Source organism: Streptomyces monashensis (genome assembly GCF_001866665.1).
In the GTDB taxonomy this organism is placed as follows: Bacteria; Actinomycetota; Actinomycetes; order Streptomycetales; family Streptomycetaceae; genus Streptomyces; species Streptomyces monashensis.
The window spans coordinates 40,717-64,832 of record NZ_MLYO01000019.1 but is presented as its reverse complement, the minus strand read 5'-3'; the positions used below and the strand labels follow the sequence as shown (position 1 = coordinate 64,832).

Sequence of the window (24,116 nt, the reverse complement as noted above, 5' to 3'; positions counted from 1 at the left end):
CCTCTTGCGGAGGTGCGCCGACCGGGTCCTCAGCTGAGCAGCTGCTGCTGCAGGACCACCGTCTGCTGGAACGGGATCTCCTTCGCACCACCCGCGCGGGACTGCACCACGAGTGCGATGACGTCGCCGGAGGTGATGTAGGCCTGCCGCACCTGCTCGGCACCGTACGGCTTCTTCTCGGCGTACTCCTCCACGAGGCCGTTCTCGTCGGCGGCGGCCGCAGGGTACGACTCGTCCATCGCGTTGACGGCGGCCCCGCGCAGGGCGCGCGTCGGGTCGTCGTAGCCGGTGAACTCGTCCTGCTGGACCTCGCCGGCGATCAGCCCGGTCTCGAACTGGAGCAGGTAGATCCGGGTCCGGGTGCCGTCCGGCATGGTCCAGCCTCGGGCGGCTATGTGCCGCAGGCCGTGGTCGGTGAGCTCGTCCCGGAGAGCGTCCCGGTCGTCCTTGCTCGCGTACTCCGCGAGGAACACGTCCGGTTTCGTCCATCCGTGGTCGCCGGCGAGCACCGGGACGGCCTTGGCGCCCTTCGGCCCGGGCAGCACCAGTTTGCGCAGGTCGGCGTAGTGGATGTTGGCCACGTTGCCGTGGGCGAAAGGGGCCGGGCGGGCGGCGGGCAGCGGCGGGTGGACGATCGTCGGGTACGCCCAGCGGCCGTCCGGGCGCGTGGCGAGGCCGGGGAGGTCGGTGCGCTCCAGGCGGGTCACGCCGTACGCCGTCGACGTGCCGGCCACCGCGAAGACCGCGAGGGCCGCGGTCCAGCGCAGGACGGCCCGCAGGACCCGGCGGTCCTTGCCCGCGGGCGCCGCGGGCGTCGCGGGCGTCGCGGGCTCCGGCTCCGGAAGCGCGGGGGCGACGGGAATCTGCTGCTCGCTCATACGGCCTTCCCCGGGTCCTTGTCCTTGATGCGGTCGAGCTGTCTGCCGACGAAGACGGCGATGGCGTCGGTGTCGAGCGGGCGGGTCCCGGCCGCGTTGACCGTGACGAGCACGTCGCCCACCGAGGCGGAGCAGACCATGCGGTCGATCTTCGCGTCTCCCGTCCTGGGCATCCGGAAGCAGGCCGCCTCCTTGTGGCCCGGGATCTCCGGCCCCCTGGGGAAGACCCCGAGGGCGTCGAAGAACTTGTTCCGGCCGGTGGAGAGTTCGCGTACGGAGTCGCGGTTCGCCATCCGGACCAGTTCGAAGGTGAGCGTGAAGGGCTTGTCGAGGCCCCCGTATTCGTTGTTGAACGGGGCGTAGCTGCGCATCGCCATGCCCCGGATGTGTTCCTTGTCGATCACCTGGTCCAGTGCCCGCCGGGTCGTCGGCGGCAGGCCGTGGATCTCCTGCTTGCGCAGTGCGGTGGCCTCGCGTCCGTCGAGCGCGACATCGGGGCCGAACTCGCCGATGTCCGGCCCCTGGGCGTAGCCGTGGGACCCGCCCCACTCGTACGGCATCAGCAGGCCACGCAGCCCCGAGACGTCCCTGCCCTGCTGGTCGTTCTGGAGGCTCTCGCCCCTCCCGCCCCCCTCGGAGGCCTTGGGGAACGCGAAGACGGGCTTGCCGGGGTCCCGGTCGGCACCGGCGACCGTCACCGCGGTGAACCCGACCCCGCCGACGACGGCGAGGGCCAGCAGCGCGACGGCGACGGTCCGGCCGACGGGCCGCCGCGCGGGGGCCGGTACGGCCGGTGCGGGCGACGCCTCGGGCTCGGCGGATTCGTTGACGGACTCGTTCACAGCTGGGCCACCTGCCGCTCCGCCAGTTCCATGATCTTGTTCTCGGGGATCGGCTGGGTGTCGCTGATCCAGACGTCCATGTAGATGTCACCGCGCGAGGCGAGCGCCTCGGCCGAGTACTCCGGCTGGTAGCCGCTCGCGGCTTTCGGCGTGCGGTGCACGTACACCATGCCGTCGCCGGTGCCGGGCAGCGGCGAGCTGTTGGTGTCCGGCTCCCGCTCGGCCCAGTACCGCTGCTCCTCCACGCGCTTGGCGGCGCCGGGCGCCGACACCTGGTGGTACTGGACTAGCCGTATCTCGACCGTGTACGTGCCGGTCTGCCACGTGGTCTGGGCCGCGCGCCGGAACTCGCTCTGCAGCTCGTCCTTGAAGGCCCCGGTCGGCTTCTTGAAGTCGCTCGCGTAGTCGGCCAGGTCCATCCAGCCGTCGGAGCTCCCGAAATCGGTGGCCCGCGCGCCCTCGGGCCGCTTCAGCAGCAGCTTGCGCAGGTCGCCGTCGGTCTTCACCCGGCGGTCGTCCGCCGCCGACAGGGGCTCGACAGTGCCCTTGGCCTGGGCGACGACGGGCTGCGACAGCGAGGGCAGCTTCGTGGGCGGCCGACCGGCCTGGATGACGTATCCGGTGCAGACCCCCGCGACGACACCGAGCCCGGCGGCCCCCGCGATCAGCGCGGCGGTCCGGCCCCGGCGCCCCGGTCTTTCAGGTGATTCCAAGACGTCTCCCTACAGGATGGGAGCGCGGGTTGCCCACCCGCGCTCCACAGGAGACTCATGGCATGCACACGGAGTTGTAGCTGGGTTTGATTACGATTCAGCGCTTGACGTCGTCGACGAACGCCTTCCAGGCGAGCGCACCGAGGAGGAGGGGGGTACGGGTGGTGTCCTTGCTGTCACGGACGGGGATGACGGAAGGGATCTTGTCGGCGACTTCGACGCAGGCGCCGCCGTCCGGGTTGCTGTAGCTGCTCTTGCGCCAGTCCCCGCCGGTCAGGAAGTCGCCGGAGACCTCGACGCACTGGCCGCCGTCGGAGTTGCTGTGGCTGCTCTTGCGCCAGCGCGCGCGGGTCAGGAGATCGTCGGAGACTTCGACGCACTCGCCACCGTCCGGGTTGCTGTAGCTGCTCTTGCGCCACGTCACGCCGGTCAGGTCGATGACTCGCACGGCATTTCCTCCAACATCCGCATGATGAACTTCCGCGACTCGGCCGGGATCAAGGCCACGTCCCTCATCGCATCGTACGCACGGTGGAGCCGCTCAACAGACGCGTTTTCCTCGACCAGTTCACCGCGGTGGGCATTCTCCGTGTATGCCACTGTCCGCCCGCCCGGCATCCGCAGAAACATCACCGCTGTACTCACCAGACCGTGCAGCCCGACGTGCTGCGGCAGCACCTGGATCGTGACGTGAGGCCGCTCCGACGCCTCCAGCAGGCTCTCCAGTTGCACCCGCCACTCGCTCGGATCCCGCAGTGGCGTCCGCAGCACGGCCTCGCCGAGGAGAGCACGAAACGGCGGGGCGTCAACACCCTCCAACAACTCCCGCCGACTCGTGCGGGCCTCAACCTGCTGGTCCAACTCCTCGCCCTTGGCGCCTCCCAGCGCAAGCAGTTCACGGGCGTACCCGTCTGTCTGGAGAAGCCCGGGCAGGATGCTGACCCCGTAGTGCCACAGGCTCACCGCCTCCGACTCCAGCAGCATGTACCTCCGGTACTGCTCCTTGAACTGCGTCGGATCCGCCACCGCCAACTCCCACAGCGTGACCAGCAGTCCAGGTGTGCCGTAGTACTGGTCCAGCGCCTGGACGACCTCCGGGCCGCCCAGGGTCCGTCCGCTCTCCATCTTGCTGAACAGGGACGCGTCCCAGCCCACCTCCTTCGCGAGGTCCCGCAGGCTCGGGCCACGCTCGCTCCGCAGGCGCCGTAACTCCTCCGCGAAGCGTCCCCGTGGCTCCTGACTCCGTCCCGTGATCACCAGCCGCTGCGGCATCGCGCTCCTGTTGAATTTGTTGAATTTGGCAGTCCCAGCGTGGAAGTTGAGCCTCTCAACAGCCCGGATGCCGTTTCTCTGCGTCATGCTCGTCACGCCGCCCGAACACGCAGCGTAGCGCTCACCTCGCGCTGCGCGCAGGCGTGCGGAGAAAGGAGCCGACCCATGATCGACATCACCCGGCCACCGAGCCCCGTCCCCGGCTGCGCCGCCTGCGCGGAGCTGGCCAACCGACGGGAGGCCGCGCAGGCGACGTACGACCGGAGCGCAGAGGTGGACGCCAACGTCCTGCTGCGCCAGCACCAGCGCAGGGAGCACCGGGCATGACGGGACTGCCGTACGAGGAGTGCAGGCGGTGGCAGGAGGAGGGACGTACGCCCCGGGACCCGGGGTCCGTCCCGCCCGCCTACGCGCTGCCGCCCTTCCATCCGTACTTCGCCGAGCGGGCCCGGGAGCAACGGCGCCGGAGGCGGAGGCGGTCGGTGGACGGTGCCACCGTCAGCGGGGTGCTCACCGTGCTCTGTGTCGCCACGCTGATCGTCACCGTCGTCGTCGCGGCTACGCTTCCCGTATGACCAAGAAGCTCGTGATCAAGGTGACGGCCGGGGCGGACGCGCCCGAGCGCTGTTCGCAGGCGTTCACCGTGGCGGCGGTGGCCGTGGCCAGCGGCGTCGAGGTCTCGCTGTGGCTGACCGGCGAGTCGTCCTGGTTCGCGCTGCCGGGGCGGGCCGCGGAGTTCGAGCTGCCGCACTCCGCGCCGCTGCCGGATCTGATCGACGCGATCCTCGCCGCGGGACGCCTCACGCTGTGCACGCAGTGCGCGGCCCGGCGGGAGATCACCGAGAAGGACGTCATCGAGGGCGTACGGATCGCGGGCGCGCAGGTCTTCGTGCAGGAGGCCCTCGCCGACGGCGCCCAGGCCCTCGTGTACTGACGGCTCACTGCCGGGGGCGCTTCTTGCCGTCCAGCTCGTCCCACCACTCGTCGGACTTCGGGTCCCCGGACGGATCGTCCCACCAACGGTCCTCCGGGCCCCGGCGGTTGGCGATCATCGCCGCGACCGGCGGAATGACCATGGCCACCACGCACATGCCGACGGCCGCCGGCACAGACCAGATCCGGACGACTCCCCAGGCCAGAACGAAAAGCCCGATACAGACGCCCATCATCGCGAAGTAGACGTGCCGCCGCCGCGCGTACATGCCTCCAGGGTAGGTCGCGGGGCTCCGAGCGGCCCCTGTCACAAGTGATCGACAAAGCCCGCCCGGCCCCACCCCGCAGGGTTACCGTGGCGTACGGCCGTACGGCAGCGGACGAACGACACCGACCCTCGGGGAGAACCACCACATGCGCGCCCTGCGAATACTCCTGATCCTCGTCGTGATCCTGGGCGGGCTGTTCGTGATCGTGGACCGGGTCGCCGTGCACTTCGCCGAGGGGAAGGCCGCCGACAAGCTGAAGTCGACGGAGAAGCTGGCCTCGACGCCGGACGTCAGCATCGAGGGGTTCCCGTTCCTCACCCAGCTCGCGGGCGGGTCGCTGGACGACGTCCAGGTCGGGATCAAGGACTACCAGGCGGCCACCGGGACCGACGGCACGACGATCCGGATCGACGACCTGAAGGCCGACATGAAGGGCGTCTCCTTCTCCGGCGACTACAGCTCCGCCACCGCGGACAGCGCCACCGGCACCGCGACCGTCTCCTACGCCGAGCTGCTGAAGACCTCCAAGTCCCAGCCGACCGAGGTCGTACCGGGGGTCCAGGCCCAGGTCGTGGGGCTGTCCGACGGCGGCAACGGCAAGATCAAGGTCGCGATCCACATCACCGGCTCGTTCCTGTCCATCCCGGTCGACCAGACGACGTCCGTGCTCAGCTCCGTGGCCGTCGTGAACAACAAGGTCGAGGTCCACGCCGACTCCCTGCCCGAGCTGGCCGCCATTTCCGCCGCCGACAACCGCGTCCGCGACGTCACCGACTTCAGCCAGGCCATCAACCAGCTGCCCGGCGGCATCAAGCTGGACAAGGTCCAGGCCGCGCCGGACGGCGTGCGGATCAGCGTGAAGGGTTCGGACGTCCGGTTGGCGGGGTAGAGGCACCCGCGGAACACCTGCGGAACACCGCGATGGACAGACTTCGTCCGATTGGCGAGACGGCCACGTCCGCACCGTAGATGCGTCACCCGCTCGAGCGCCCGCAGGCCACCGCCGCCTGCCCCGGGCGCTCTTCCCGTCCCACCATCCGGACGATCGCGTCTCGCCATACGACACACCGGTGACACGCGCGCCCGGACGTCCCTACGATCGGGGCCATGAAGCGACAGGCGGATCTCACGAAGCGGCGGGCAGTGGACCTGTGCCGCGTTGCCGCCATGCTCTGTCGCCCCTTCTGAGTGGAAGTGACCCACTTCCGCATCCCTCAGCCGCCCTGCTGGTAAGGGCACCCGTGCGCCGCCCGGCCCTTTTCGGGAGCGCCCTCTCTACTTCTGCACGCCCCGCCGCGACTGCCCCGGAGGAGAAAGAGCATGAGCCGCAGCGACGTCCTCGTAGACGCCGACTGGGTCCAGGAGAACCTGGACAACCCGAACATCGCCCTCGTGGAGGTGGACGAGGACACGTCCGCCTACGAGAAGAACCACATCAAGAACGCGATCCGCATCGACTGGACCAAGGACCTCCAGGACCCGGTCCGCCGCGACTTCATCGACCAGGCCGGCTTCGAGAAGCTGCTGTCGGAGAAGGGCATCGCCAACGACACGCTGGTGATCCTCTACGGCGGCAACAACAACTGGTTCGCGTCGTACGCCTACTGGTACTTCAAGCTCTACGGCCACGAGAACGTCAAGCTCCTCGACGGCGGCCGCAAGAAGTGGGAGCTGGACGCCCGCGAGCTGGTCGCCGGCGACGAGGTCCCCGAGCGCGCGAAGACCGACTACAAGGCCAAGGCCCAGGACACCTCGATCCGCGCCTTCCGTGACGACGTCGTCGCCGCGATCGGCTCGCAGAACCTGGTCGACGTGCGTTCGCCCGACGAGTTCAGCGGCAAGCTGCTCGCCCCGGCCCACCTGCCGCAGGAGCAGTCGCAGCGCCCGGGCCACGTGCCGAGCGCGCGCAACATCCCGTGGTCGAAGAACGCCAACGACGACGGCACCTTCAAGTCGGACGAGGAGCTCAAGGAGCTCTACGCCGAGGAGAGCGTGGACCTCGCCAAGGACACCATCGCGTACTGCCGCATCGGTGAGCGCTCGGCCCTGACCTGGTTCGTGCTGCACGAGCTGCTCGGCGTGCGGAACGTCAAGAACTACGACGGTTCCTGGACCGAGTACGGCTCCCTCGTCGGCGTGCCGATCGAGCTCGGCGCCAACAAGTAAGACATCCCCTTCTTCTGGAGAGACGACATGTGCGGAGCGAAGGCCGGCGGCCCCGACGCCTCGACGATCAAGCCCGGTGAGACCACGATCCAGGGTCAGGTGACCCGCGACGGCGAGCCGGTGACGGGCTACGTCCGTCTGCTGGACTCGACCGGCGAGTTCACGGCCGAGGTCCCGACCTCGGCGACCGGCCAGTTCCGGTTCTACGCGGCCGAGGGCACGTGGACCGTGCGGGCGCTGGTGCCGGGCGGCTCCGCCGACCGCACGGTCGTGGCCCAGCAGGGTGGGCTGGCCGAGGTCGCCATCGCGGTCTGAGCGAGCCGAGGGCTCGGTGACGGCTGAGTGACGGACAGAAGGGCCGTACCCCAGGGTTGGACGCCACGGGGTACGGCCCTTCGGTCTGCTCGGCCTGCTCAGCCCAGTGCGCGGCCCAGGGCCCACACCACCGGGGCCGCCGCGGACAGCGGGAGCGCGACGCCGGCCGTGAAGTGCACGAAGCGGGACGGGTAGTCGTAGCTGGCGACGCGGTGGCCGATCAGGGCACAGGCCGCTGCCGCCGCGCCCAGGGCGGCGCCCTGCGTGCCGAAGTGGGTCATCCCGCCCACCGCGATGCCCGCGCCGGCCGCCGCCAGCAGGGAGACCACGACCGAGACCGGGGTCGGCAGGGGCAGCGCCCGGGCCAGGACCGCGACAGCCACCGCCGCCGCGCCGACCGACACCGCGTGCGTGTCGGCGCCCAGGTAGCCGGTGGCGAGGACGGTCAGCGACGCCGAGGCGACCGTGGCCATCAGGCCGTACATCCGCTCGTCCGGCGAGGCGTGCGAGCGCAGCTGGAGGACCAGGGACAGCAGGACCCAGACGCCGAGGGGGCCGAGGATCGCGGCGGGCGCGTTGTCCCGGCCCGCGACCAGGACCGCCGCGTCGGCCGTCAGGCCGCCCGCGAAGGCCAGCGCGATGCCCTGCCGGGCGGGCCACATGCCGTTCAGCCGGAACCAGCCCGCCGCCGTCACGGCCTGGAGCACGACCAGCGGGACGACCAGGGCGTACGAAGCGATCGGCGCCGTCACGGCCAGGAGCAGGCCGAGGACGGCGGTCAGCAGCGCCGGCTGCATGCCGGGCTCGATGACCGGCGAACGGCCCTCCAGGCGCGCCCGCTGGGCGTCCGTGAGCCGGGCGTTCCCGCCGAGCGTGGCCGGACCGTACTCCGGCTCCCCCTCCGCTTCCGCCTCCGGCTCGGGCACGGGCGCGGGCGCGGCCTTCGGCTCCGGCACCGGCTGCGGCTGCGGCTGCGGCTGCGGCTGCGGCTGCGCGTACGGCCCGGAGTACGCGGGCTGCTGCTGATAGTGCTGGGGCTGGGGCTGCTGGTACTGCTGCTGGCCCTCGTATGGCTGCGCCGGCGGGTACGTGTGCGCGTGCGTCTGCGTGTCCCACGTCTGGCCCTGCCACTGCTGGGTCGACTGGGGGTCGTAGCCCGCCTGCTGCCCGTACTGCCCGTACTGGTCGTAGGCCTGCCACTGCTGCTGTTCCTGCTGCTGTGGTTGCTGTTGTTGCTGGTGGTACGGGTCATAGGGCCCGTACCCCTCATGCGGCTGGTCGCTCATCGCGCCTCATCCTCCTGCGAACGGCGGGAGCACCTCGACCGTGCCGCCCTCGGCCAGCCGTACCGTCTCATGCGCGCGGGTCCCGACGGGGTCACCGTCTATGAGGAAGGAGCATCGCTGGAGCACACGCGTCAGCTCACCGGGGTGTCGCGCGCGCACGGCTGCCAGCGCGTCGGCCAGCGTGTCCGCGTCGCACGGCTCCTCGGCGACGCCGGACGCGGCCTTGGCGGCGGCCCAGTAGCGCACCGTGACCTTGGGCATCTCGTTCCTCAATCGACGGCAAGAGAAGGACGGGAAAAGACTAAAGACAGGGATACAGATGGTGTCAGGCTAGCCCGCCGCGCCGACAGCCCAGTCCGCGATCCGGGCCAGCAGCGCGTCGTCGGCCGCGTGCTCGGCGTGGCCCATGCCGTGCTCCACCCAGAGTTCCCCGTGGTCAGCGGCCGCCTCGGCGAGCATCCGGGGGTGGTCGAGGGGGAAATAGCCGTCCTGGTCGCCGTGGACGACGAGCAGGGGTGTGGGGGCGATGAGCGGGACCGACTCGGCCGGGGAGAGCGGGACCGGGTCCCAGTCGCGGTGGTGGATGCGGGTGCGCAGGCCGTACCGGCCGACCAGGCGGCCCTCGGGGCGGGTCACCAGCCAGTGCAGCCGGCGCATGGGGGCGGTGCCGCGGTAGTACCAGCGGGCGGGGGCGCTGACCGACACGACCGCGTCGACCGTGCGCGGGTACAGGGCCGCGTGGCGCAGGACGACCGAGCCGCCCATGGAGAAGCCGACGGTCGCCACGCGCGCGTGCCCGAGGGAGCGGGCCCGGTCGACGGCGGCGGCGAGGTCGAGCACCTCCTTGTCGCCGACCGTGGAGCGGCCGCCGGAGCGTCCGTGGCCGCGGAAGGAGAAGGTGAGGACGGCGCCGTAACGCGCGAGGACGCCCGCCACCCTTCGTACGTGCGGCCGGTCCACGTCCCCGGTGAACCCGTGGGCGATCACGAACACGAGGTCACGGGCGGGCGTACCCGAGGTGTCGGGCAGGGATTCCGGGCTTTCGTATACAACGGCGCCCGGATCGTATACGGAATCGACCGGAATTCCGTCGGTGGTGTGCAAGAACGTCCGGAAAGCTTCCTGTCTGCGTGTCTCGGGATTCGGACGAACGGTGGAATGCGCCACTTGACCTGCCGAACGGTTCCTCATGTGGGCTATTCTGCTGGGCAGAGGACTCGGGCAGCGAAGCCCCCGGGTCCTTTTGTGCTTTCGGAAGCGTTGTATACGAAACGGGAAACCCCAGGTGGCCCGTGGCCGTGTACGGGGCCTTCGGGATCGCAGAGCAGTGCCCGTCCGCACAGTCCTCGCGGGGACCCGAGGAGGAACCAGACGTATGAGTTCTCTGCTGCTCCTGACCAACGCCCTCCAGCCCTCGACGGAGGTGCTGCCCGCACTCGGCCTGCTGCTGCACAACGTGCGCGTGGCCCCGGCGGAGGGGCCCGCCCTGGTCGACACCCCGGGTGCCGACGTCATCCTCGTCGACGGCCGCCGCGACCTGCCGCAGGTGCGCAGCCTGTGCCAGCTGCTGCGGTCCACCGGCCCCGGCTGTCCGCTGATCCTCGTCGTCACCGAGGGCGGGCTCGCCGCCGTCACCGCCGACTGGGGCATCGACGACGTCCTCCTCGACACCGCCGGTCCCGCGGAGGTGGAGGCGCGGCTGCGGCTCGCGACGGGACGCCAGCAGATCGTGGGCGACGACTCCCCGATGGAGATCCGCAACGGCGATCTCTCGGTGGACGAGGCCACGTACTCCGCCAAGCTCAAGGGGCGGGTGCTCGACCTCACCTTCAAGGAGTTCGAGCTGCTGAAATACCTCGCCCAGCACCCGGGCCGCGTCTTCACCCGCGCCCAGCTCCTCCAGGAGGTCTGGGGCTACGACTACTTCGGCGGCACCCGCACGGTCGACGTGCACGTACGGCGGCTGCGGGCCAAGCTCGGCCCGGAGCACGAGTCGCTGATCGGCACCGTACGGAACGTCGGCTACCGGTTCGTCACCCCGGAGAAGGTCGAGCGCGCCGCCGAGAAGGCGGCCGAGGAGGCCAAGGCCAAGGCCGGACAGGCAAAGGCGGAGGATCCGGACAAGACGGCCGAGACGGCCGTCCGGGACGGCGCCGACGTCCACGCCGACGCGTAGTCCCCGCACAGTCCCCGCACCTCGGGGCACCATCCGAGCACTGATACGCCCTGCCCAGAGTGGGTCCATCCGCGTAGACTCCGCGCGTGGCCAAGGTGACTCGGGATGATGTGGCGCGGCTGGCGGGGACTTCCACCGCCGTGGTCAGCTATGTCATCAACAACGGACCCCGGCCGGTCGCCCCGGCCACGCGCGAGCGTGTCCTCGCGGCGATCAAGGAGCTGGGGTACCGGCCCGACCGGGTCGCCCAGGCCATGGCATCGCGCCGCACCGATCTCATAGGCCTGATCATCCCGGACGCCCGCCAGCCGTTCTTCGGCGAGATGGCGCACGCGGTCGAGCAGGCCGCCTCCGAGCGCGGAAAAATGGTCCTCGTCGGCAACACCGACTACATCGGCGAGCGCGAGGTCCACTATCTGCGCGCCTTCCTGGGCATGCGCGTGTCCGGCCTGATCCTGGTGAGCCACGCCCTGAACGACCTGGCCGCCGCCGAGATCGACGCCTGGGACGCCCGGGTGGTGCTGCTGCACGAGCGGCCCGAGGCCATCGACGACGTCGCCGTGGTCACCGACGACCTGGGCGGCGCCCAGCTCGCCGTACGCCATCTGCTGGAGCACGGGCACGACTACGTCGCCTGTCTGGGCGGGACGGCGGAGACGCCGGCCGTCGGCGACCCGGTCTCCGACCACGTCGAGGGGTGGAGGCGGGCCATGGCCGAGGCGGGCCTGAGCACCGAGGGCCGGCTGTTCGAGGCGCCGTACAACCGCTACGACGCCTACCGGGTGGGCCTGGAGGTCCTGTCCGGGCCCCACCGGCCGCCCGCGATCTTCTGCTCCACCGACGACCAGGCGATCGGCCTGCTGCGGGCCGCGCGCGAGCTGCGCATCGACGTGCCCGGCGAGCTGGCGGTGGCCGGGTTCGACGACATCAAGGAGGCCGCGCTCACCGACCCGCCGCTGACCACGGTCGCCTCGGACCGCTCGGCGATGGCCCGGGCGGCGGTCGACCTGGTCCTGGACGACGGGCTCCGGGTGGCGGGCTCGCGCCGGGAGCGGCTGAGGACGTTCCCGTCGCGGCTGGTGGTGCGCACGAGCTGCGGCTGCCAGGAGACGCCGGCCGCTTCCTGAAGCCCGTCTGAGAAGCCCGCGCGAGCTGCGAGAAGCTTCTTTATATCGGGCAAACGCGGTTCTGCCGGGCTTCTCAGCAAGCACTCAGGAAGCTCTCACGTTCGCGGGGGATTCTCTTTGCATGACCGAGAGCCAGGGCAATGAGACGCAGCAGCACCACTACTCCGCTCCTGTGAACCCCGAGTGGCCGCCCCCGCCGCCGTACCAGCCGGTGACGACGGCCGTGGCCGCTCCGGAGCCCGCGCCCCGCAGGCGGGGCCGTGGCCCGGTCGCCCTGCTCGCGGCGGTCGCGATCGTCGCGGCGGCCGTCGGCGGCGGCACCGCCTACGCCTTCCAGGAGCTGACCGGCAAGGACACGGTCTCCTCCAGCGCCACGGCGACCAACGTGGTGCCCTCGAGCAAGCGCGGCGACGTCGCCGCGATCGCCGCCGCGGTCAGCCCCAGCGTGGTCGAGATCAACGCGACCCTCGACAGCGGCTCCTCCACCGGCTCCGGCGTGGTCATCACGTCGAACGGCGAGATAGTCACCAACAACCACGTCATCTCCGGCGCGCAGTCCATCAAGGTGCGCACCAGCGACGGCAGCCGCTACACGGCCCAGGTCGTCGGCACCGACAGCTCCAAGGACCTGGCGCTGCTCAAGCTCCAGGGCGCCTCGGGCCTGAAGACGGCCGCGCTCGGCAACTCCAGCGGCATCCAGGTCGGCGACGCGGTCGTCGCGATCGGCTCCCCCGAGGGCCTGACCGGCACCGTGACCAGCGGCATCGTCTCCGCCCTGAACCGGAACGTCACCGTCTCCACCGAGGAGAACCAGGGCCAGAACCAGGGCGGCGACGGAAACTGGCCGTTCCAGTTCGGCGGCCGTCAGTTCAACGGCGACACCGGCTCGTCCACGACGACGTACAAGGCCATCCAGACCGACGCGTCCCTCAACCCCGGCAACTCCGGCGGTGCGCTGATCGACGCGAGCGGCAACATCATCGGCATCAACTCCGCGATGTACTCGTCGAGCCAGCAGTCCTCGTCGTCCTCCGACGCGGGCAGCATCGGCCTCGGCTTCGCGATCCCGATCAACACCGTCAAGTCCGACCTCGCCAAGCTGCGGTCGGGGTCCAACGGCTAACAGCTCCACCGGCACGTCAGCACGTCAGCACGTCAGCAGGGAGTACGTCATGATCACGCATGTCTCGCACGCGCACCAGATCACCGGCCGTCACGCCGCCGACATCACCCTGGCGCTCTCGATCGCCCGCGATCTGCACCTGCCGATCCCGAAGCCCCGCGCCCCGGAGGTCGTCGTGACACCGGTCCCCGAGCTGATGGGCCTGCGCACCCCCGCCGTCCGCACCCACCGCCGCAAGGTCCCGCTGAACCGCCTGACCGCGGTACGGGCCTGAACGTGGCACGCTGAGAGACAGTCCCCGTCCGAACAGGACCCGTACCCGAGGAATCGCGAGCGATGAGCCCCGCCGAAGGCGACCGTGACCCCCAGCGCATCCTGATCGTCGACGACGAGCCGGCGGTACGCGAGGCGCTGCAGCGCAGCCTCGCGTTCGACGGGTACGACACGGAGGTGGCCGTCGACGGCGCGGACGCGCTGGAGAAGGCCACCGCCTACAAGCCCGACCTGGTCGTCCTCGACATCCAGATGCCGCGCATGGACGGCCTGACCGCGGCCCGCCGCATCCGCGGCGCGGGCGACACCACCCCGATCCTCATGCTCACCGCCCGGGACACGGTCGGCGACCGGGTGACCGGGCTGGACGCCGGCGCCGACGACTACCTCGTCAAGCCCTTCGAGCTGGACGAGCTCTTCGCCCGCATCCGCGCCCTGCTGCGCCGCAGCTCGTACGCGGCCACGGTCTCGCCCGACGTCCAGGAGGACGAGGCGCTCACCTTCGGCGACCTGCGCATGGACCTCGCCACCCGCGAGGTCACCCGGGGCGGCCGGCAGGTGGAGCTGACCCGCACGGAGTTCACCCTGCTGGAGATGTTCATGGCGCACCCGCGCCAGGTCCTCACCCGCGAACAGATCCTGAAGGCGGTCTGGGGCTTCGACTTCGAGCCCTCGTCCAACTCCCTCGACGTCTACGTCATGTACCTGCGCCGCAAGACCGAGGCGGGCGGCGAGCCGCGCCTGGTGCACACGGTGCGGGGCGTGGGGTACGTGCTCCGCCAGGGCGGCGCCGAGTGAGGAGGCTGGTCCGCCGGTACCGGGCCCTGCCCATCCGGGCCCGGCTGGCGATGCTGGTCGCTGCGGCGGTGGCGTTCGCGGTGGCGGCGGTGTCGGTGACGTGCTGGTTCATCGTGCAGCGGAAGCTGTACGACCAGGTCGACGCCGATCTGGAGAAGTCCTTGCGGGGTCCCTCGCAGATCGGTCAGGTCGACGACGCCCTCGCCAACTGCATCGAGACACCCCAGCGCAACCCCCTCTTCCAGGACCGCTACGGCCAGGTGGTCACCGAGGACGGCAAGGTCTGCCTCTTCGCCGGCTCCTCCGGGAAGGTCAAGGTCACCCGGCACGACAAGGACGTGATCAAGGGCGGGAACGTCAACAGCCTCTACTTCCGCAACGGAACCGACGCGGACGGCAACGAGATGCGGGTGCTCACCCACCCCATGGGGGCCACCGCCTCCCGTGTCACCGGCCAGCCCGGGCCCAACGTCGGTCTCGTCACCGCCGTTCCCCTCAAGGGCACCCAGAGCACCCTCAACGACCTGGCCGTCGTCCTGCTCCTCGTCTCCGGCATAGGAGTACTCGGCGCGGGCGCCGCCGGACTGGCCGTCGCCCGGGCGGGCCTGCGCCCGGTCGACAAGCTGACCGAGGCCGTGGAGCACGTGGCCCGGACCGAGGACCTGACGATCCGCATCCCCGTGGAGGACGACAGCGAGGACGAGGTCGCCCGGCTGTCCCGCTCCTTCAACTCGATGACCGCCTCGCTGGCCAGCTCCCGCGACCTCCAGCAGCAGCTGATCGCCGACGCCGGCCACGAACTGCGCACCCCCCTGACCTCGTTGCGCACCAACATCGAACTGCTCACCCGCAGCGAGGAGACCGGCCGCCCGATCCCGCCGGCGGACCGCAGGGCCCTGCTCGCCTCGGTGAAGGCTCAGATGACCGAGCTGGCCGCGCTGATCGGCGACCTGCAGGAGCTGTCCCGCTCGGAGGGCCAGCGCGGCGAACGGCTCCAGGTGGTACCGCTGCTGGACACCGTCGAGGCGGCCCTGCGCCGGGCGCGGCTGCGCGGTCCGGAGCTGACGATCACGGCGGACCTGAAGCCCTGGTACGTCCGCGCCGAACCCTCCGCGCTGGAGCGGGCCGTCGTCAACATCCTGGACAACGCGGTGAAGTTCAGCCCCGAGGGCGGCACGGTCGAGGTGCGGCTGGCCGACGGCGAGCTGACCGTCCGCGACCACGGCCCCGGCATTCCCGAGGACGAACTCCCGCACGTCTTCGACCGCTTCTGGCGCAGCCCGAGCGCGCGTGCCCTCCCGGGCTCGGGCCTCGGCCTCTCCATCGTCGCCCGCACGGTCCGGCAGGCGGGCGGCCAGGTCGTCCTGGCCCGCGCGGAAGGCGGCGGCACGGTGGCGACGATACGCCTGCCGGGCGCACCGACACCGCCGCCGGAGGCCACGGAGATCTGACTGCTGGGCAATTGAGAGCGGGATGCTGGGTGCCGGGCGCGTCCGGAAGGAGGCGCCCGGCGGGGTGGTCAGTCCTCGACAGCTGGTTCGTACTCCAGCCAGAAGAGCTGTTCCACGGTGATCTGGGGGTCTTCGGTGCGGCGTACGAAGGTGTACTTCAGCCAGCCGTAGCCGTCATCGAAGAAGAAGACGTGGGCGCCCTTTGGCTCAGTGGATCGGACGGGCAGCACCCACATTCCATCGGGCAGGTAGTCGTCCGTCATGATGCCTCGAAAGTACGGATCCTTCGCCGTGACCAGTTCGGCACGTGCGGCGTAGACCATGTCCCGCGCATGCGCGGGCAGCGCTTCGAGGGCAGCGCGAGCATCAAGCCGCCAGTCCATCTGCCAAGGCGGCCCCATAAAGCCATCGGTCACTCGCCGGGTTCCAGCTTCTGGACCCGGTGACGAATCTTCGACGCCTCTTCGAGGAGAGCTCTCGCTTCTGCGCCGTCTGTGGATTCTGCAGCCCGAAGTTCAAGATCGTGCACGTGTGCGTCCAGCTCGGGGTCCCGTGCCATGGCGTACTCGCCCCACCAGAAGGCCACAAGCGCGGCGACAGGGCCTACGCCGTACGCATCGCCGACAATCCGCTTCCAGTGCCTGTCGAAGTCCGGCAGGAGTTCGGGCGTGTGCTGGGCGATGGCCCGGCGCAGCGCCTTCGGCGTCCGCTCGGGCATGGGGGGGACGACAGAACCGGGCTCCGCAGCGTGGGCACTCATGCTGGCTGTCCTCCTTCGACGCGCTGTATCCACGACCATAACCGCCTCGTACCTTCCGCATGAGTCGTTCGCACCCCGCCCATCCGTTCGGCCGGGAGATCAACCATGGGGGAGACGCGGCCTCGTCTGTCAGGGCTTCCGGCCCGCATCACCCGAACGTGCGCGCCCCGCCGTGTCCCTCGTCGTCGAGGTCGTCTCCCCCGGCGCCAGGCCATCACCGGGCCCGGGCGGAAGGAGCCGCACAGCGGCTCCGTAGGGTGGGGTCCATGCCGGAAGACTCCCCTCTGATACGCAGCCTGCGGGCGGCCGTCGCCGCCGCTCCGCGTGATGTGCCGCTCCGCCTGCACCTGGCCGAACTGCTCCTGGACGAGGGGCAGTCGGAGGCCGCCGTCGCCGAGGTGGCGGTCGCGCTCCAGAACGCGCCGGGGGACGAACAGGCGCGGCGGCTCATGGCGCGGGCCATGGGGGTTCCCCGGCAACAGCCGCAACAGCAGGCCCCCTCGGTCCGGGCCGGTTTCGACTGGCGGGCCGCCGAGGAGCAGGTCGGGGACGTCGTGCCGCCGCGGTTCGTCGAAGGGAAGCCGGAGCCGGAGGAGCCGTTGCGGGCGGACGGGGGAGGCGACCCGGGGGACGCCGAGGCCTGGGACGTCGAGCGTCCGGGGGGTGTGCGGCTCGCCGACGTCGGGGGGATGCGGGAGGTCAAGGAGCGGTTGGAGGCCGCCTTTCTGGCTCCCCTGCGCAATCCCGAGTTGCGGAAGCTGTACGGGAAGAGCCTGCGCGGCGGGCTGCTGCTGTACGGGCCGCCGGGGTGCGGGAAGACCTTCATCGCGCGGGCCGTCGCCGGGGAGCTGGGGGCGTCCTTCCTGTCGGTGTCGGTCAACGACGTGCTCGACATGTGGACCGGCAACTCCGAGCGAAACATGCACGAGATCTTCCAGACGGCCCGGCGGCAGGCGCCCTGTGTCGTCTTCCTCGACGAGCTGGACGCGCTCGGCGGCAAGCGCAGCCGTACCCTCCACGGCGGCATGCGCAACACCGTCAACCAGTTGCTGACCGAGCTGGACGGGATCGAATCCGCCGCCAACGAGGGCGTGTTCGTGCTCGCCGCCACCAACGTGCCCTGGGACGTCGACAACGCCCTGCGCCGGCCCGGGCGGCTCGACAGGACCCTGCTCGTGCTGCCGCCCGACGGGCCCGCCCGTGAGGCGATCCTCCACTACCACCTGCGGGAACGGCCGGTCGAGAACATCGACCTGGTCAAGCTCGCCAAGGTCACCGACGGGCTCTCCGGCGCCGATCTGGCCCATGTCTGCGAGGCGGCGTCCGAGCGCGCGCTGCTCGACTCCGCCCGGACCGGGACCGTGCGGATGATCGGGATGAAGGACCTGCTGGCTGCCGCGAAGGACGTCGTACCGTCCACCGAGCCGTGGTTCGCCGCCGCCCGGAACGTGGCCATGTTCGCCAACGAGGGCGGGATGTACGACGACCTCGTCACCTATCTGAAGAAGCGGCGGAAGCTGTGAGCGGCACCGGTCCGCATCCGGCCCTGGAGCGGGCCGACGCGCTGTACGAGCTGGGGCGCCACGACGAGGCAAAGGCACTGCTCGGGCGGCGGATCGCAGAGGATCCCGAGGACGCCGAGGCCTGGATCCGGCTCGCCCGCTGCGTGCGCGCGGGGGGCGAGCCGGCCGAGGCGCTGGAGGCGAGCGAGCGGGCGCTGGCCCTCGCCCCGGAGCACCCCGACGCGCTCCTCCAGCACGCGAACGCCCTCCAGACCAACGGCCGCATCGTGGACGCCGAGGCCCCGCTGCGCGAGGTCATCCGGCTGGCTCCCCAGTACTGGTACGGCTACGCGCTGCTCGGGCACTGGCTGTGGCGCATACGCTCCCTGACCCGCACGCCCTCCGGCGGCACGGTCACCCAGGAGGCCCTGACCGGCTACCTGCGCGAGTCGGACGAACTGGCCCTCACCGCCGTACGGTTGGCGCCCGAGGAGGTCTTCCCCTACGAGGTGCGCTGGAGCATCGCGGACATGGCCAAGGACCAGGCTCGCGTCGACGAGATGGTCCAGGAGATCCTGCGCCGCGACCCCCGGCACCCGCAGGCCCTCGCCCACCACACCAGACAGGCCGCCACCGCGCCGGGCGTCAAGGCCGCCGAGGCCGCCGCGCTCTACGCCGACGCGCTCGCCGTCGCCCCGGACTCCTCCGCCCTTCAACAGGGCCTGGACCACGCCACGTACCGGCTGCTGCGCGGGGTGCGCCTGATCGCCGTGCTCAGCCTGGGGTTCGCCGCCACCATGCTCGACCTGTGGACCAAGGAGGGGCAGGCCCCGCGCGAGCTGCCCGTCCCGCTCGGGCAACAGCTGTGGTACTTCGTGCCCGTCGGCGCCCTGTGGGCCGTCGGCGCCCTGCTGCGCTACCGACGGCTGCGCACGGGCGTGCGGTACAACCTCCGGTCCGTGCTCCGGCGCCGCCGCTGGCCCCGCATCGTGCTCGGCCAGGCCGCGTGGGCCATGCTGTGCGCGCTGCTGATCAGCCAGGTGCCGTGGGCCGAGCGGGGCGTGCCGCGGATCGTGTTCTGGGCGGGCCTGCTGCCGACGCTCGCGACCATCCCGTTCGACCGGCGGAAGACCACCTGAACCCCCTCACCGGGACGATCTTGTGGAAGCTCACGACCGCGACCTCTCTCTTCGTTGTCGTCTCGCTGCCGTCAGCGCCTTTCGCCACCCTCGCCCCGTACCCTCGTACCCATGAGCAGCGACGACACCGTACGAGCCTTCCCAGCCCGCTCCATCGAGACCTACTCCGCGCTCACCCCGGACCAGGCCGATGCCGTACTCGACCTGCTGGCCGAGGCCGTCCGGGCCGACGGACAGCAGCCGGTGTCCGAGCAGGGGCGACTGCAACTGCGAAACTTCACAGCGTCGCGTAGCGACTCCGTTGAGGGTGGCGGTGGGCGGCGGGCGGGAGCCCGGGAGGGCGTCTCGCACCTGTTGCTGACCGTCGACGGTGAACTCGTGGGCTACGCCCAGCTGGAGGACACCGACCCGGTGGAGGCGCCGGCCGCCGAACTCGTCGTCCACCCCGTGCACCGCGGGCACGGACACGGCCGGGCGCTCGGCTCCGCCCTGCTCGGCGCGTCCGGCAAGCGGCTGCGGGTGTGGGCGCACGGCGGACACCCCGCCGCCCGGCATCTGGCCCAGGTGCTCGGCCTGACCCTGTTCCGCGAACTGCGCCAGATGCGGCGGCCGTTGACCGGTCTGGAGCTGCCCGACCCGAAGCTGCCGGAGGGCGTGAGCGTGCGCGCCTTCGTGCCCGGCAAGGACGACACCGCGTGGCTCACGGTCAACGCGGCCGCCTTCGCCCACCACCCCGAGCAGGGCTCGCTGACCCAGCGGGACCTCGACGACCGCAAGGCCGAGTCATGGTTCGACCCGGCCGGCTTCTTCCTCGCCGAGCGGAGCGGCGAGTTGGTCGGCTTCCACTGGACCAAGGTGCACGCGGAGGAACAGCTCGGCGAGGTGTACGTCCTCGGCGTGCGCCCCGGCGAACAGGGCGGCGGCCTCGGCAGGTCCCTCACCACGATCGGCCTGCGGCACCTGGCCGCGCAGGGTCTGCCGACGGCGATGCTCTACGTCGACGCCGACAACCAGGCAGCCGTGTCGGTGTACGAACGCCTGGGCTTCACGACGTACGAGACGGACCTGATGTACCGCACGGAGACGTGACGGAGCGACTCTGACCGTGGGGGCCGCGTTCGTGGAGTGATGCCGCGCAGAGTGCCGCCGCGCCCGTCAGGAGCCGTGCCCAGCGTTCGTGGGCCGCGGTCCACCCGGGGTCGTTCGGTGGGACGAACAGCGCCCAGTGGCCGGGCAGCAGCAGGGGGGCGAGGACGGCGGTCCCGAGCAGCGCGGCGGCGACCGACCGGCCGGGCTCGGGGGCGTCGCCGTACCGTACGGCGACGGCGGCCCCGGCGAGGGCGAGGACCAGGGCGGTGCCGGTCTCCAGGGTGAGGTCCCCGGCCGGGGGCCGGACCGTGCCGGGCACGAGCAGCAGGACGGCCGCCCACCACAGTCCCGCGACGGGCGTCACGAGCGCGGCCCGCAGGAGCGTACGCACCGCCCGACGGACCGGTACCGGGGCCGTGGTGTGCCGGGCGGGGTCGTCCAGCAGGAACGCGACCCCGAGGGCGAGGGCGAGCCCGGCGCCCCGCAGACCGTACAGGGTCTCCACCGGCCCGGCCCCCACCGCCCGGCCGGCCCCGACCACCAGCAGCCCCACCGCCGCGGCCGCACCGAGCGTCCGCCACGGCAGGGTGCGCCAGACGGGGGCGACCAGGGCCGCGGCGACCCGCGCACCCGGCAGTGCCCGGCTCGGCCGCACCCCCGGGCGGGAGCCCCGGGCCGGGGTCACCGCGCGCACCTGTCCGCCCCCACCGACGCCCGCACGCCCAGCAGTTCGGCCGCCCGGACCGTCGTGACCCCCGGGGTCGTCAGCTCGGCCCAGTGGGCCTTGACCCTGGCGGCGACGCCGTAGAACGGGCGGTCGAACAGGGCGCGGACGACCTTGGTCTGGCCGGCCGTCATGAGCAGGGGCTCGGTGCGGGAGACCACGATCGCGGAGCCGGTGAGGCTGTCGTCCAGGCGGACGCCGCGCAGGGCGGACTCGGGGTCGGACTGCCAGGCGAGGGACAGCCACATCACCGTGACCATCCGGCCGTCGCACACCACGCTCGCCGCCTTCTCGTCGCCCGCGACCAGCACACCGGCCACGGCGGTGGAGAACTCCGGCACCCGGTTGCCGCCCCAGGACGTGCCGACGGTCACCTGGCCGGGGCGGGTGGAGGGGGCGAGCGCGGCGTCGTCAAGGAGACCGCCGCGGACGTCCACCCGCTGTCGTACGAGCAGGTCGCGCCCCCGGGCGGGGCCGCCCGCGAGGGCCTGCACCCGGTCCGCGACCCGCGCCCAGCCGGCGACGCGGGGCAGCCACTCGGAGAAGGCGCAGTACCGCACCTGCCCGCGCCGCACGCACCGCTGCTCCTTCTCCGGAGCGACCGAGGCTCGGACACGGGCCTCGACCGTCCGCGCCGGCACCCCGCCGGTCTGCACGACCCCGCCCAGCACGGCCAGGGTCAGCGCACCGGCGAAGGCCGCCTGCACGGCCCGGCTCCGGCGGCCGCCCGAGACCAGCACCGCGAGCAGCGCCGCGGTCAGGGCCAGCCCGGCGAGGTAGAGCGCGTGCCAGCCGGCGGGGCGGCCCAGCAGGTCGGAGGGGTACGGGTGGGCGCCGGCCGTGGTGACCACCGGGTCCAGCCACACGGCCCCGGTCTCCTGCCCGGAAGAGGGGAACGCGCCGCCGACGAAGAGCAGCAGGAACACCACGACGAGCAGCGGCGCCGCGACGGCCGAGGTCACCAGCCGGGCGAGCAGCACCCCGACCGCCCCGAACAGCAGCACCGCCAGCGGTCCGGTCAGCAGCTCGGCCACCGAACCCCGGCCGACCGCACCGGACTTGAGCGCCTCCCAGGTGAACTGGGCGGTCACGGCCACGGCGGTGAGCAGCGCGAGCGGGACGACGGACAGCGCGTGCGCGGCCGTACGGCGCCACACACCGAGCGTCAGCACGGCGAAGTGGCGTTCGGTGTCCCGGCGTGTGGAGCGCAGCACGGCCCGGTTGGCGCACAGCAGCACCGCGAGGCCGACCAGCAGCGGGCCGCCCTGGGTGGCGCGGTCGGCGTCCTGGAGGACGGGGTAGTCGTCCCGGGGCTGGAGTGTGCGCCACACGATCCAGGTGACGTGGAGGGCGAAGGCCAGCAGCACGGGCAGCCGCAGGAGCAGGCGCCGGGCCTCGAACGCGGCCAGGGCGAGAACGGCGGCCCAGGAGTTCCGGGGGCCGGAGCGTGCGACGGCGGGGGCCGCCTGCTGTGTGAGGGCGGTCGCGGTCACGCCGTCGCCTCCGCCCGGTCGCCATGGTCGCCGCGGTCGCCGCGGTCGCCGCGGTCGCCGCGGTCGCCGTCGAGGGTGAGCAGATAGCCGTCCTCCAGGGTGGGTTCGAGCAGGTCGGCGCCCTCGGGCGGGTCGCCGACGTTGCGGTAGCCGCCGGTGCCGGTGCGCCAGCCGGCCTTCGCGCCGGGGTCGCGGGCGGTACTGCGCCACACCCGGCCCGCGGCCCGCGCGGCCAGCTCGGCGGGGGTGCCGTCGAAGCGGACACGGCCGCCGGCCATGACCAGCACCCGGTGGCAGAGCATCGCCACGTCCTCGGTCTGGTGGGTGGACAGCAGCACGGTGCGGCCCTCTCCGGCCTGCGCGATCAACTCCCGGAAACGCATGCGCTGTTCGGGGTCGAGACCGACCGTCGGCTCGTCCAGCACCAGGAACCCGGGGTCGCCGACGAGCGCGGCCGCCAGCGCGACCCGCTGCCGCATCCCGCCCGACAGCTTCTTGATCCGCTTGCCGCGCACCTCGGCCAGGCCGACCTCGTCCAGCACCCGGCGCACCTCCCGGTGCCGGGCGGCGCGGTCGGTCAGCTCCTTGAGGATCGCGACGTAGTCCACGAACTCGAAGGGCGTGAAGTCGGGATGGAAGCCGGGCGTCTGCGGCAGATAGCCCAGCGCGCGCCGCACCTCCTGGCGGCCGTGCGCGCTGGCCGGGTCGTGCCCGAGCACCGTGAACGCGCCCGAAGCGGCCGGCACGGAGGTGGCGAGCACCCGCAACAGGGTCGTCTTTCCGGCCCCGTTGGGCCCGAGCAGCCCGGTCACACCGCGACCGAGCCGCAGCGACACGTCGTCGAGGGCACGGGTGGCGCCGTAGCGCAGGGTCAGCCCGGAGGCGGAGACGGTGACAGCGGCGGAGACGGTCGTCATGCGGCACTCCGGAAGGACTGGTGGGTCTGGCGGGTCTGGTGGGACTGGTCGAAGCGGTCGCGGGCGGCGAAGAGGAGGGCGGCGGCGAGGGCGGCGACCGCGGCCGCCACCGCCTGGCCGGCCGCGGTGAAGGGGACGAGCGCCCCGGCGCCGCCCCCCTGGTGCACACGGGCGGCCAGCAGCAGGACGACCCAGCCCCCGCCAACGGCGGACGGTGCCACGACCGGCCCGAGCCGGGGGGTGAGCGCGAGCCCGGCCGCGGTGAGCGCGAGCGCGGGCAGCAGCCAGCCGAGCGCACCGAGCCCGTACCCGGGCAGCGCGAGGGTGGCCAGGCCCGACAGGCCGAGCACGGCGGCGAGCACGGCGACCGTACGGATCATCAGCAGCCGGAAGCCGTGCACGGGGGCGACGACCGTCATCTCGTACGTCGGATCGAGCGCGGGCCCGTACGACAGCGCGACCCCGGCGAGCGGCAGCAGCGGGGCCACGGCCAGGAAGAACGTGTCCGAGTGGACGCCGTGGGCCGTCAGCACCGACAGCACCAGCAGCAGCGCCACCGCCGTCAGCCAGGAGCGGCGCAGCACCGGCGTGGCGGCCAGCAGCCGTGCCGTGTGGTCGGCCACCCCACAGCGGACCAGCAGCCGCTCGAACGGGCCCGGCCGCGGCGCGTCCAGTTCGGCGTCCAGCCGCTCCCAGGCCGCGTCCAGCGCGCCGGGGTCCCAGACCTCGGCGAGCCGCGCCCGGCAGACGGCGCATCCGGTCAGGTGCGTGTCGGCGGACCACAGCAGCGGGGGCGCCAGTTCCCCGCGCGCGTAGGCCCGCAGCTCGTCCTCGGCCACATGCCAGGTCATGCGCGCGCCTCCCGCCCGT

31 protein-coding genes are annotated in these 24,116 nt (G+C 72.0%); 16 read left to right on the top strand and 15 right to left on the bottom strand.

Annotation, left to right across the window (positions count from 1 at the left end):
* Positions 1–29 precede the first annotated feature (29 nt).
* The 5 genes from BIV23_RS11965 to BIV23_RS11945 form a co-directional block, all read right to left on the bottom strand.
* Entirely contained in the window at positions 30–878 is an 849-nt protein-coding gene (locus BIV23_RS11965) for a hypothetical protein (protein WP_071380775.1), read from the bottom strand.
* The gene (locus tag BIV23_RS11960; protein WP_071380774.1) at positions 875–1,720 is read right to left on the bottom strand and encodes a hypothetical protein; all 846 of its coding nucleotides are present in this window, start codon (positions 1,718–1,720) and stop codon (positions 875–877) included. Before BIV23_RS11960 ends, BIV23_RS11965 begins: the two co-directional genes overlap by 4 nt.
* On the bottom strand, positions 1,717–2,433 hold the full coding sequence (locus BIV23_RS11955; protein ID WP_245790498.1) for a hypothetical protein: 717 nt from the start codon (positions 2,431–2,433) through the stop codon (positions 1,717–1,719). Before BIV23_RS11955 ends, BIV23_RS11960 begins: the two co-directional genes overlap by 4 nt.
* A gap of 97 nt (positions 2,434–2,530) precedes the next feature.
* Positions 2,531–2,881 (bottom strand): DUF397 domain-containing protein, encoded by a 351-nt coding sequence (locus BIV23_RS11950; protein WP_071380773.1) that lies wholly within the window; start codon positions 2,879–2,881, stop codon positions 2,531–2,533.
* The gene (locus tag BIV23_RS11945; RefSeq protein ID WP_071380772.1) at positions 2,863–3,705 is read right to left on the bottom strand and encodes a helix-turn-helix domain-containing protein; all 843 of its coding nucleotides are present in this window, start codon (positions 3,703–3,705) and stop codon (positions 2,863–2,865) included. The genes BIV23_RS11950 and BIV23_RS11945 overlap by 19 nt, the downstream gene beginning before the upstream one ends.
* 165 nt (positions 3,706–3,870) lie before the next feature.
* Here BIV23_RS11945 and BIV23_RS50260 point away from each other — a divergent pair, with 165 nt between their 5' ends.
* Genes BIV23_RS50260 through BIV23_RS11930 form a run of 3 tightly spaced genes read left to right on the top strand, consistent with a single transcriptional unit; the run spans position 3,871 to position 4,639 of the window.
* Positions 3,871–4,032, top strand: coding sequence for a hypothetical protein (locus BIV23_RS50260; RefSeq protein ID WP_177239857.1), 162 nt, complete (start codon positions 3,871–3,873; stop codon positions 4,030–4,032).
* A complete protein-coding gene (locus BIV23_RS11935) occupies positions 4,029–4,280 on the top strand; it encodes a hypothetical protein (protein WP_071380770.1) in 252 nt (83 codons plus the stop codon). The genes BIV23_RS50260 and BIV23_RS11935 overlap by 4 nt, the downstream gene beginning before the upstream one ends.
* On the top strand, positions 4,277–4,639 hold the full coding sequence (locus BIV23_RS11930) for a DsrE family protein (RefSeq protein WP_071380769.1): 363 nt from the start codon (positions 4,277–4,279) through the stop codon (positions 4,637–4,639). Before BIV23_RS11935 ends, BIV23_RS11930 begins: the two co-directional genes overlap by 4 nt.
* A 4-nt stretch (positions 4,640–4,643) precedes the next feature.
* On the opposite strand, the gene BIV23_RS11925 is transcribed toward BIV23_RS11930, so the two are convergent.
* Positions 4,644–4,949, bottom strand: coding sequence for a DUF3099 domain-containing protein (locus tag BIV23_RS11925; protein ID WP_079173100.1), 306 nt, complete (start codon positions 4,947–4,949; stop codon positions 4,644–4,646).
* A gap of 103 nt (positions 4,950–5,052) precedes the next feature.
* Between BIV23_RS11925 and BIV23_RS11920 the strand changes: the two genes are divergently transcribed.
* The 4 genes from BIV23_RS11920 (at position 5,053) to BIV23_RS11910 (ending at position 7,388) form a co-directional block, all read left to right on the top strand.
* Positions 5,053–5,796 (top strand): LmeA family phospholipid-binding protein, encoded by a 744-nt coding sequence (locus BIV23_RS11920; RefSeq protein ID WP_071380768.1) that lies wholly within the window; start codon positions 5,053–5,055, stop codon positions 5,794–5,796.
* A gap of 218 nt (positions 5,797–6,014) precedes the next feature.
* Entirely contained in the window at positions 6,015–6,095 is an 81-nt protein-coding gene (locus BIV23_RS53915) for an Ms5788A family Cys-rich leader peptide (RefSeq protein WP_350751515.1), read from the top strand.
* Between the two features lie 132 nt (positions 6,096–6,227).
* Positions 6,228–7,073, top strand: coding sequence for a sulfurtransferase (locus BIV23_RS11915; RefSeq protein ID WP_071380767.1), 846 nt, complete (start codon positions 6,228–6,230; stop codon positions 7,071–7,073).
* A gap of 27 nt (positions 7,074–7,100) precedes the next feature.
* A complete protein-coding gene (locus BIV23_RS11910; protein ID WP_006139129.1) occupies positions 7,101–7,388 on the top strand; it encodes a DUF1416 domain-containing protein in 288 nt (95 codons plus the stop codon).
* A gap of 98 nt (positions 7,389–7,486) precedes the next feature.
* Here BIV23_RS11910 and BIV23_RS11905 read toward each other — a convergent pair whose 3' ends face one another.
* The 3 genes from BIV23_RS11905 to BIV23_RS11895 all read right to left on the bottom strand — a co-directional run bounded on the left by BIV23_RS11905 (position 7,487) and on the right by BIV23_RS11895 (position 9,865).
* On the bottom strand, positions 7,487–8,674 hold the full coding sequence (locus BIV23_RS11905) for a hypothetical protein (RefSeq protein WP_071380766.1): 1,188 nt from the start codon (positions 8,672–8,674) through the stop codon (positions 7,487–7,489).
* Positions 8,675–8,680: 6 nt separating this feature from the next.
* Positions 8,681–8,935: a MoaD/ThiS family protein gene (locus BIV23_RS11900; RefSeq protein ID WP_071380765.1), complete on the bottom strand. Its 255-nt coding sequence runs from the start codon at positions 8,933–8,935 to the stop codon at positions 8,681–8,683.
* 69 nt (positions 8,936–9,004) lie between these two features.
* Positions 9,005–9,865 (bottom strand): alpha/beta hydrolase, encoded by an 861-nt coding sequence (locus BIV23_RS11895; RefSeq protein WP_079173099.1) that lies wholly within the window; start codon positions 9,863–9,865, stop codon positions 9,005–9,007.
* A gap of 184 nt (positions 9,866–10,049) precedes the next feature.
* Between BIV23_RS11895 and BIV23_RS11890 the strand changes: the two genes are divergently transcribed.
* The 6 genes from BIV23_RS11890 to BIV23_RS11865 all read left to right on the top strand — a co-directional run bounded on the left by BIV23_RS11890 (position 10,050) and on the right by BIV23_RS11865 (position 15,622).
* Positions 10,050–10,850: a winged helix-turn-helix transcriptional regulator gene (locus BIV23_RS11890; protein ID WP_071380764.1), complete on the top strand. Its 801-nt coding sequence runs from the start codon at positions 10,050–10,052 to the stop codon at positions 10,848–10,850.
* An 86-nt stretch (positions 10,851–10,936) separates the two neighbouring features.
* Positions 10,937–11,977 carry a LacI family DNA-binding transcriptional regulator gene (locus tag BIV23_RS11885; RefSeq protein ID WP_079173098.1) on the top strand — a complete coding sequence of 347 codons (1,041 nt, stop codon included), beginning with the start codon at positions 10,937–10,939 and terminating at the stop codon, positions 11,975–11,977.
* Positions 11,978–12,098: 121 nt separating this feature from the next.
* Positions 12,099–13,100, top strand: coding sequence for a S1C family serine protease (locus BIV23_RS11880; RefSeq protein ID WP_071380762.1), 1,002 nt, complete (start codon positions 12,099–12,101; stop codon positions 13,098–13,100).
* Positions 13,101–13,149: 49 nt separating this feature from the next.
* Positions 13,150–13,374, top strand: coding sequence for a hypothetical protein (locus tag BIV23_RS11875; RefSeq protein WP_071380761.1), 225 nt, complete (start codon positions 13,150–13,152; stop codon positions 13,372–13,374).
* Positions 13,375–13,436: 62 nt separating this feature from the next.
* Positions 13,437–14,171 carry a response regulator transcription factor gene (locus BIV23_RS11870; RefSeq protein WP_071380760.1) on the top strand — a complete coding sequence of 245 codons (735 nt, stop codon included), beginning with the start codon at positions 13,437–13,439 and terminating at the stop codon, positions 14,169–14,171.
* Positions 14,168–15,622, top strand: coding sequence for a sensor histidine kinase (locus BIV23_RS11865; RefSeq protein WP_071380759.1), 1,455 nt, complete (start codon positions 14,168–14,170; stop codon positions 15,620–15,622). Before BIV23_RS11870 ends, BIV23_RS11865 begins: the two co-directional genes overlap by 4 nt.
* A gap of 68 nt (positions 15,623–15,690) precedes the next feature.
* On the opposite strand, the gene BIV23_RS11860 is transcribed toward BIV23_RS11865, so the two are convergent.
* Both BIV23_RS11860 and BIV23_RS11855 read right to left on the bottom strand, forming a co-directional pair.
* The gene (locus BIV23_RS11860) at positions 15,691–16,038 is read right to left on the bottom strand and encodes a hypothetical protein (protein ID WP_071380758.1); all 348 of its coding nucleotides are present in this window, start codon (positions 16,036–16,038) and stop codon (positions 15,691–15,693) included.
* A complete protein-coding gene (locus BIV23_RS11855; protein WP_245790497.1) occupies positions 16,035–16,340 on the bottom strand; it encodes a hypothetical protein in 306 nt (101 codons plus the stop codon). Before BIV23_RS11855 ends, BIV23_RS11860 begins: the two co-directional genes overlap by 4 nt.
* 308 nt (positions 16,341–16,648) lie before the next feature.
* Here BIV23_RS11855 and BIV23_RS11850 point away from each other — a divergent pair, with 308 nt between their 5' ends.
* The 3 genes from BIV23_RS11850 (at position 16,649) to mshD (ending at position 20,112) form a co-directional block, all read left to right on the top strand.
* The gene (locus tag BIV23_RS11850) at positions 16,649–17,905 is read left to right on the top strand and encodes an ATP-binding protein (protein ID WP_071380756.1); all 1,257 of its coding nucleotides are present in this window, start codon (positions 16,649–16,651) and stop codon (positions 17,903–17,905) included.
* Positions 17,902–19,023: a tetratricopeptide repeat protein gene (locus tag BIV23_RS11845; RefSeq protein ID WP_071380755.1), complete on the top strand. Its 1,122-nt coding sequence runs from the start codon at positions 17,902–17,904 to the stop codon at positions 19,021–19,023. The genes BIV23_RS11850 and BIV23_RS11845 overlap by 4 nt, the downstream gene beginning before the upstream one ends.
* A gap of 111 nt (positions 19,024–19,134) precedes the next feature.
* Positions 19,135–20,112: a mycothiol synthase gene (gene mshD / locus BIV23_RS11840; RefSeq protein ID WP_071380754.1), complete on the top strand. Its 978-nt coding sequence runs from the start codon at positions 19,135–19,137 to the stop codon at positions 20,110–20,112.
* On the opposite strand, the gene BIV23_RS11835 is transcribed toward mshD, so the two are convergent.
* From BIV23_RS11835 to BIV23_RS11820, 4 genes are read right to left on the bottom strand one after another with little or no spacing between them, the layout of a single operon-like run.
* Positions 20,069–20,797, bottom strand: a complete 729-nt coding sequence (locus tag BIV23_RS11835; protein WP_245790496.1) for an ABC transporter — start codon at positions 20,795–20,797, stop codon at positions 20,069–20,071. The genes mshD and BIV23_RS11835 overlap by 44 nt on opposite strands.
* On the bottom strand, positions 20,794–22,329 hold the full coding sequence (locus BIV23_RS11830; RefSeq protein ID WP_071380753.1) for an ABC transporter permease: 1,536 nt from the start codon (positions 22,327–22,329) through the stop codon (positions 20,794–20,796). The genes BIV23_RS11835 and BIV23_RS11830 overlap by 4 nt, the downstream gene beginning before the upstream one ends.
* Entirely contained in the window at positions 22,326–23,246 is a 921-nt protein-coding gene (locus BIV23_RS11825) for an ABC transporter ATP-binding protein (RefSeq protein ID WP_245790495.1), read from the bottom strand. Before BIV23_RS11825 ends, BIV23_RS11830 begins: the two co-directional genes overlap by 4 nt.
* Positions 23,243–24,097: a cupin domain-containing protein gene (locus BIV23_RS11820; protein WP_071380752.1), complete on the bottom strand. Its 855-nt coding sequence runs from the start codon at positions 24,095–24,097 to the stop codon at positions 23,243–23,245. The genes BIV23_RS11825 and BIV23_RS11820 overlap by 4 nt, the downstream gene beginning before the upstream one ends.
* Positions 24,098–24,116 lie beyond the last annotated feature (19 nt).

Excerpts from the sequence above, each read along its gene's own strand:
- BIV23_RS11895 (WP_079173099.1), bottom strand. The coding sequence starts at position 9,865 with ATGAGGAACCGTTCGGCAGGTCAAGTGGCGCATTCCACCGTTCGTCCG.
- BIV23_RS11945 (WP_071380772.1), bottom strand. The coding sequence starts at position 3,705 with ATGCCGCAGCGGCTGGTGATCACGGGACGGAGTCAGGAGCCACGGGGA.
- BIV23_RS11965 (WP_071380775.1), bottom strand. The coding sequence starts at position 878 with ATGAGCGAGCAGCAGATTCCCGTCGCCCCCGCGCTTCCGGAGCCGGAG.
- BIV23_RS11900 (WP_071380765.1), bottom strand. The coding sequence starts at position 8,935 with ATGCCCAAGGTCACGGTGCGCTACTGGGCCGCCGCCAAGGCCGCGTCC.
- BIV23_RS53915 (WP_350751515.1), top strand. The coding sequence starts at position 6,015 with ATGAAGCGACAGGCGGATCTCACGAAGCGGCGGGCAGTGGACCTGTGC.
- BIV23_RS11880 (WP_071380762.1), top strand. The coding sequence starts at position 12,099 with ATGACCGAGAGCCAGGGCAATGAGACGCAGCAGCACCACTACTCCGCT.
- mshD (WP_071380754.1), top strand. The coding sequence starts at position 19,135 with ATGAGCAGCGACGACACCGTACGAGCCTTCCCAGCCCGCTCCATCGAG.
- BIV23_RS11915 (WP_071380767.1), top strand. The coding sequence starts at position 6,228 with ATGAGCCGCAGCGACGTCCTCGTAGACGCCGACTGGGTCCAGGAGAAC.
- BIV23_RS11910 (WP_006139129.1), top strand. The coding sequence starts at position 7,101 with ATGTGCGGAGCGAAGGCCGGCGGCCCCGACGCCTCGACGATCAAGCCC.
- BIV23_RS11920 (WP_071380768.1), top strand. The coding sequence starts at position 5,053 with ATGCGCGCCCTGCGAATACTCCTGATCCTCGTCGTGATCCTGGGCGGG.
- BIV23_RS11935 (WP_071380770.1), top strand. The coding sequence starts at position 4,029 with ATGACGGGACTGCCGTACGAGGAGTGCAGGCGGTGGCAGGAGGAGGGA.
- BIV23_RS11850 (WP_071380756.1), top strand. The coding sequence starts at position 16,649 with ATGCCGGAAGACTCCCCTCTGATACGCAGCCTGCGGGCGGCCGTCGCC.
- BIV23_RS11905 (WP_071380766.1), bottom strand. The coding sequence starts at position 8,674 with ATGAGCGACCAGCCGCATGAGGGGTACGGGCCCTATGACCCGTACCAC.
- BIV23_RS11875 (WP_071380761.1), top strand. The coding sequence starts at position 13,150 with ATGATCACGCATGTCTCGCACGCGCACCAGATCACCGGCCGTCACGCC.
- BIV23_RS50260 (WP_177239857.1), top strand. The coding sequence starts at position 3,871 with ATGATCGACATCACCCGGCCACCGAGCCCCGTCCCCGGCTGCGCCGCC.
- BIV23_RS11870 (WP_071380760.1), top strand. The coding sequence starts at position 13,437 with ATGAGCCCCGCCGAAGGCGACCGTGACCCCCAGCGCATCCTGATCGTC.
- BIV23_RS11855 (WP_245790497.1), bottom strand. The coding sequence starts at position 16,340 with ATGCCCGAGCGGACGCCGAAGGCGCTGCGCCGGGCCATCGCCCAGCAC.
- BIV23_RS11930 (WP_071380769.1), top strand. The coding sequence starts at position 4,277 with ATGACCAAGAAGCTCGTGATCAAGGTGACGGCCGGGGCGGACGCGCCC.
- BIV23_RS11825 (WP_245790495.1), bottom strand. The coding sequence starts at position 23,246 with ATGACGACCGTCTCCGCCGCTGTCACCGTCTCCGCCTCCGGGCTGACC.
- BIV23_RS11820 (WP_071380752.1), bottom strand. The coding sequence starts at position 24,097 with ATGACCTGGCATGTGGCCGAGGACGAGCTGCGGGCCTACGCGCGCGGG.
- BIV23_RS11890 (WP_071380764.1), top strand. The coding sequence starts at position 10,050 with ATGAGTTCTCTGCTGCTCCTGACCAACGCCCTCCAGCCCTCGACGGAG.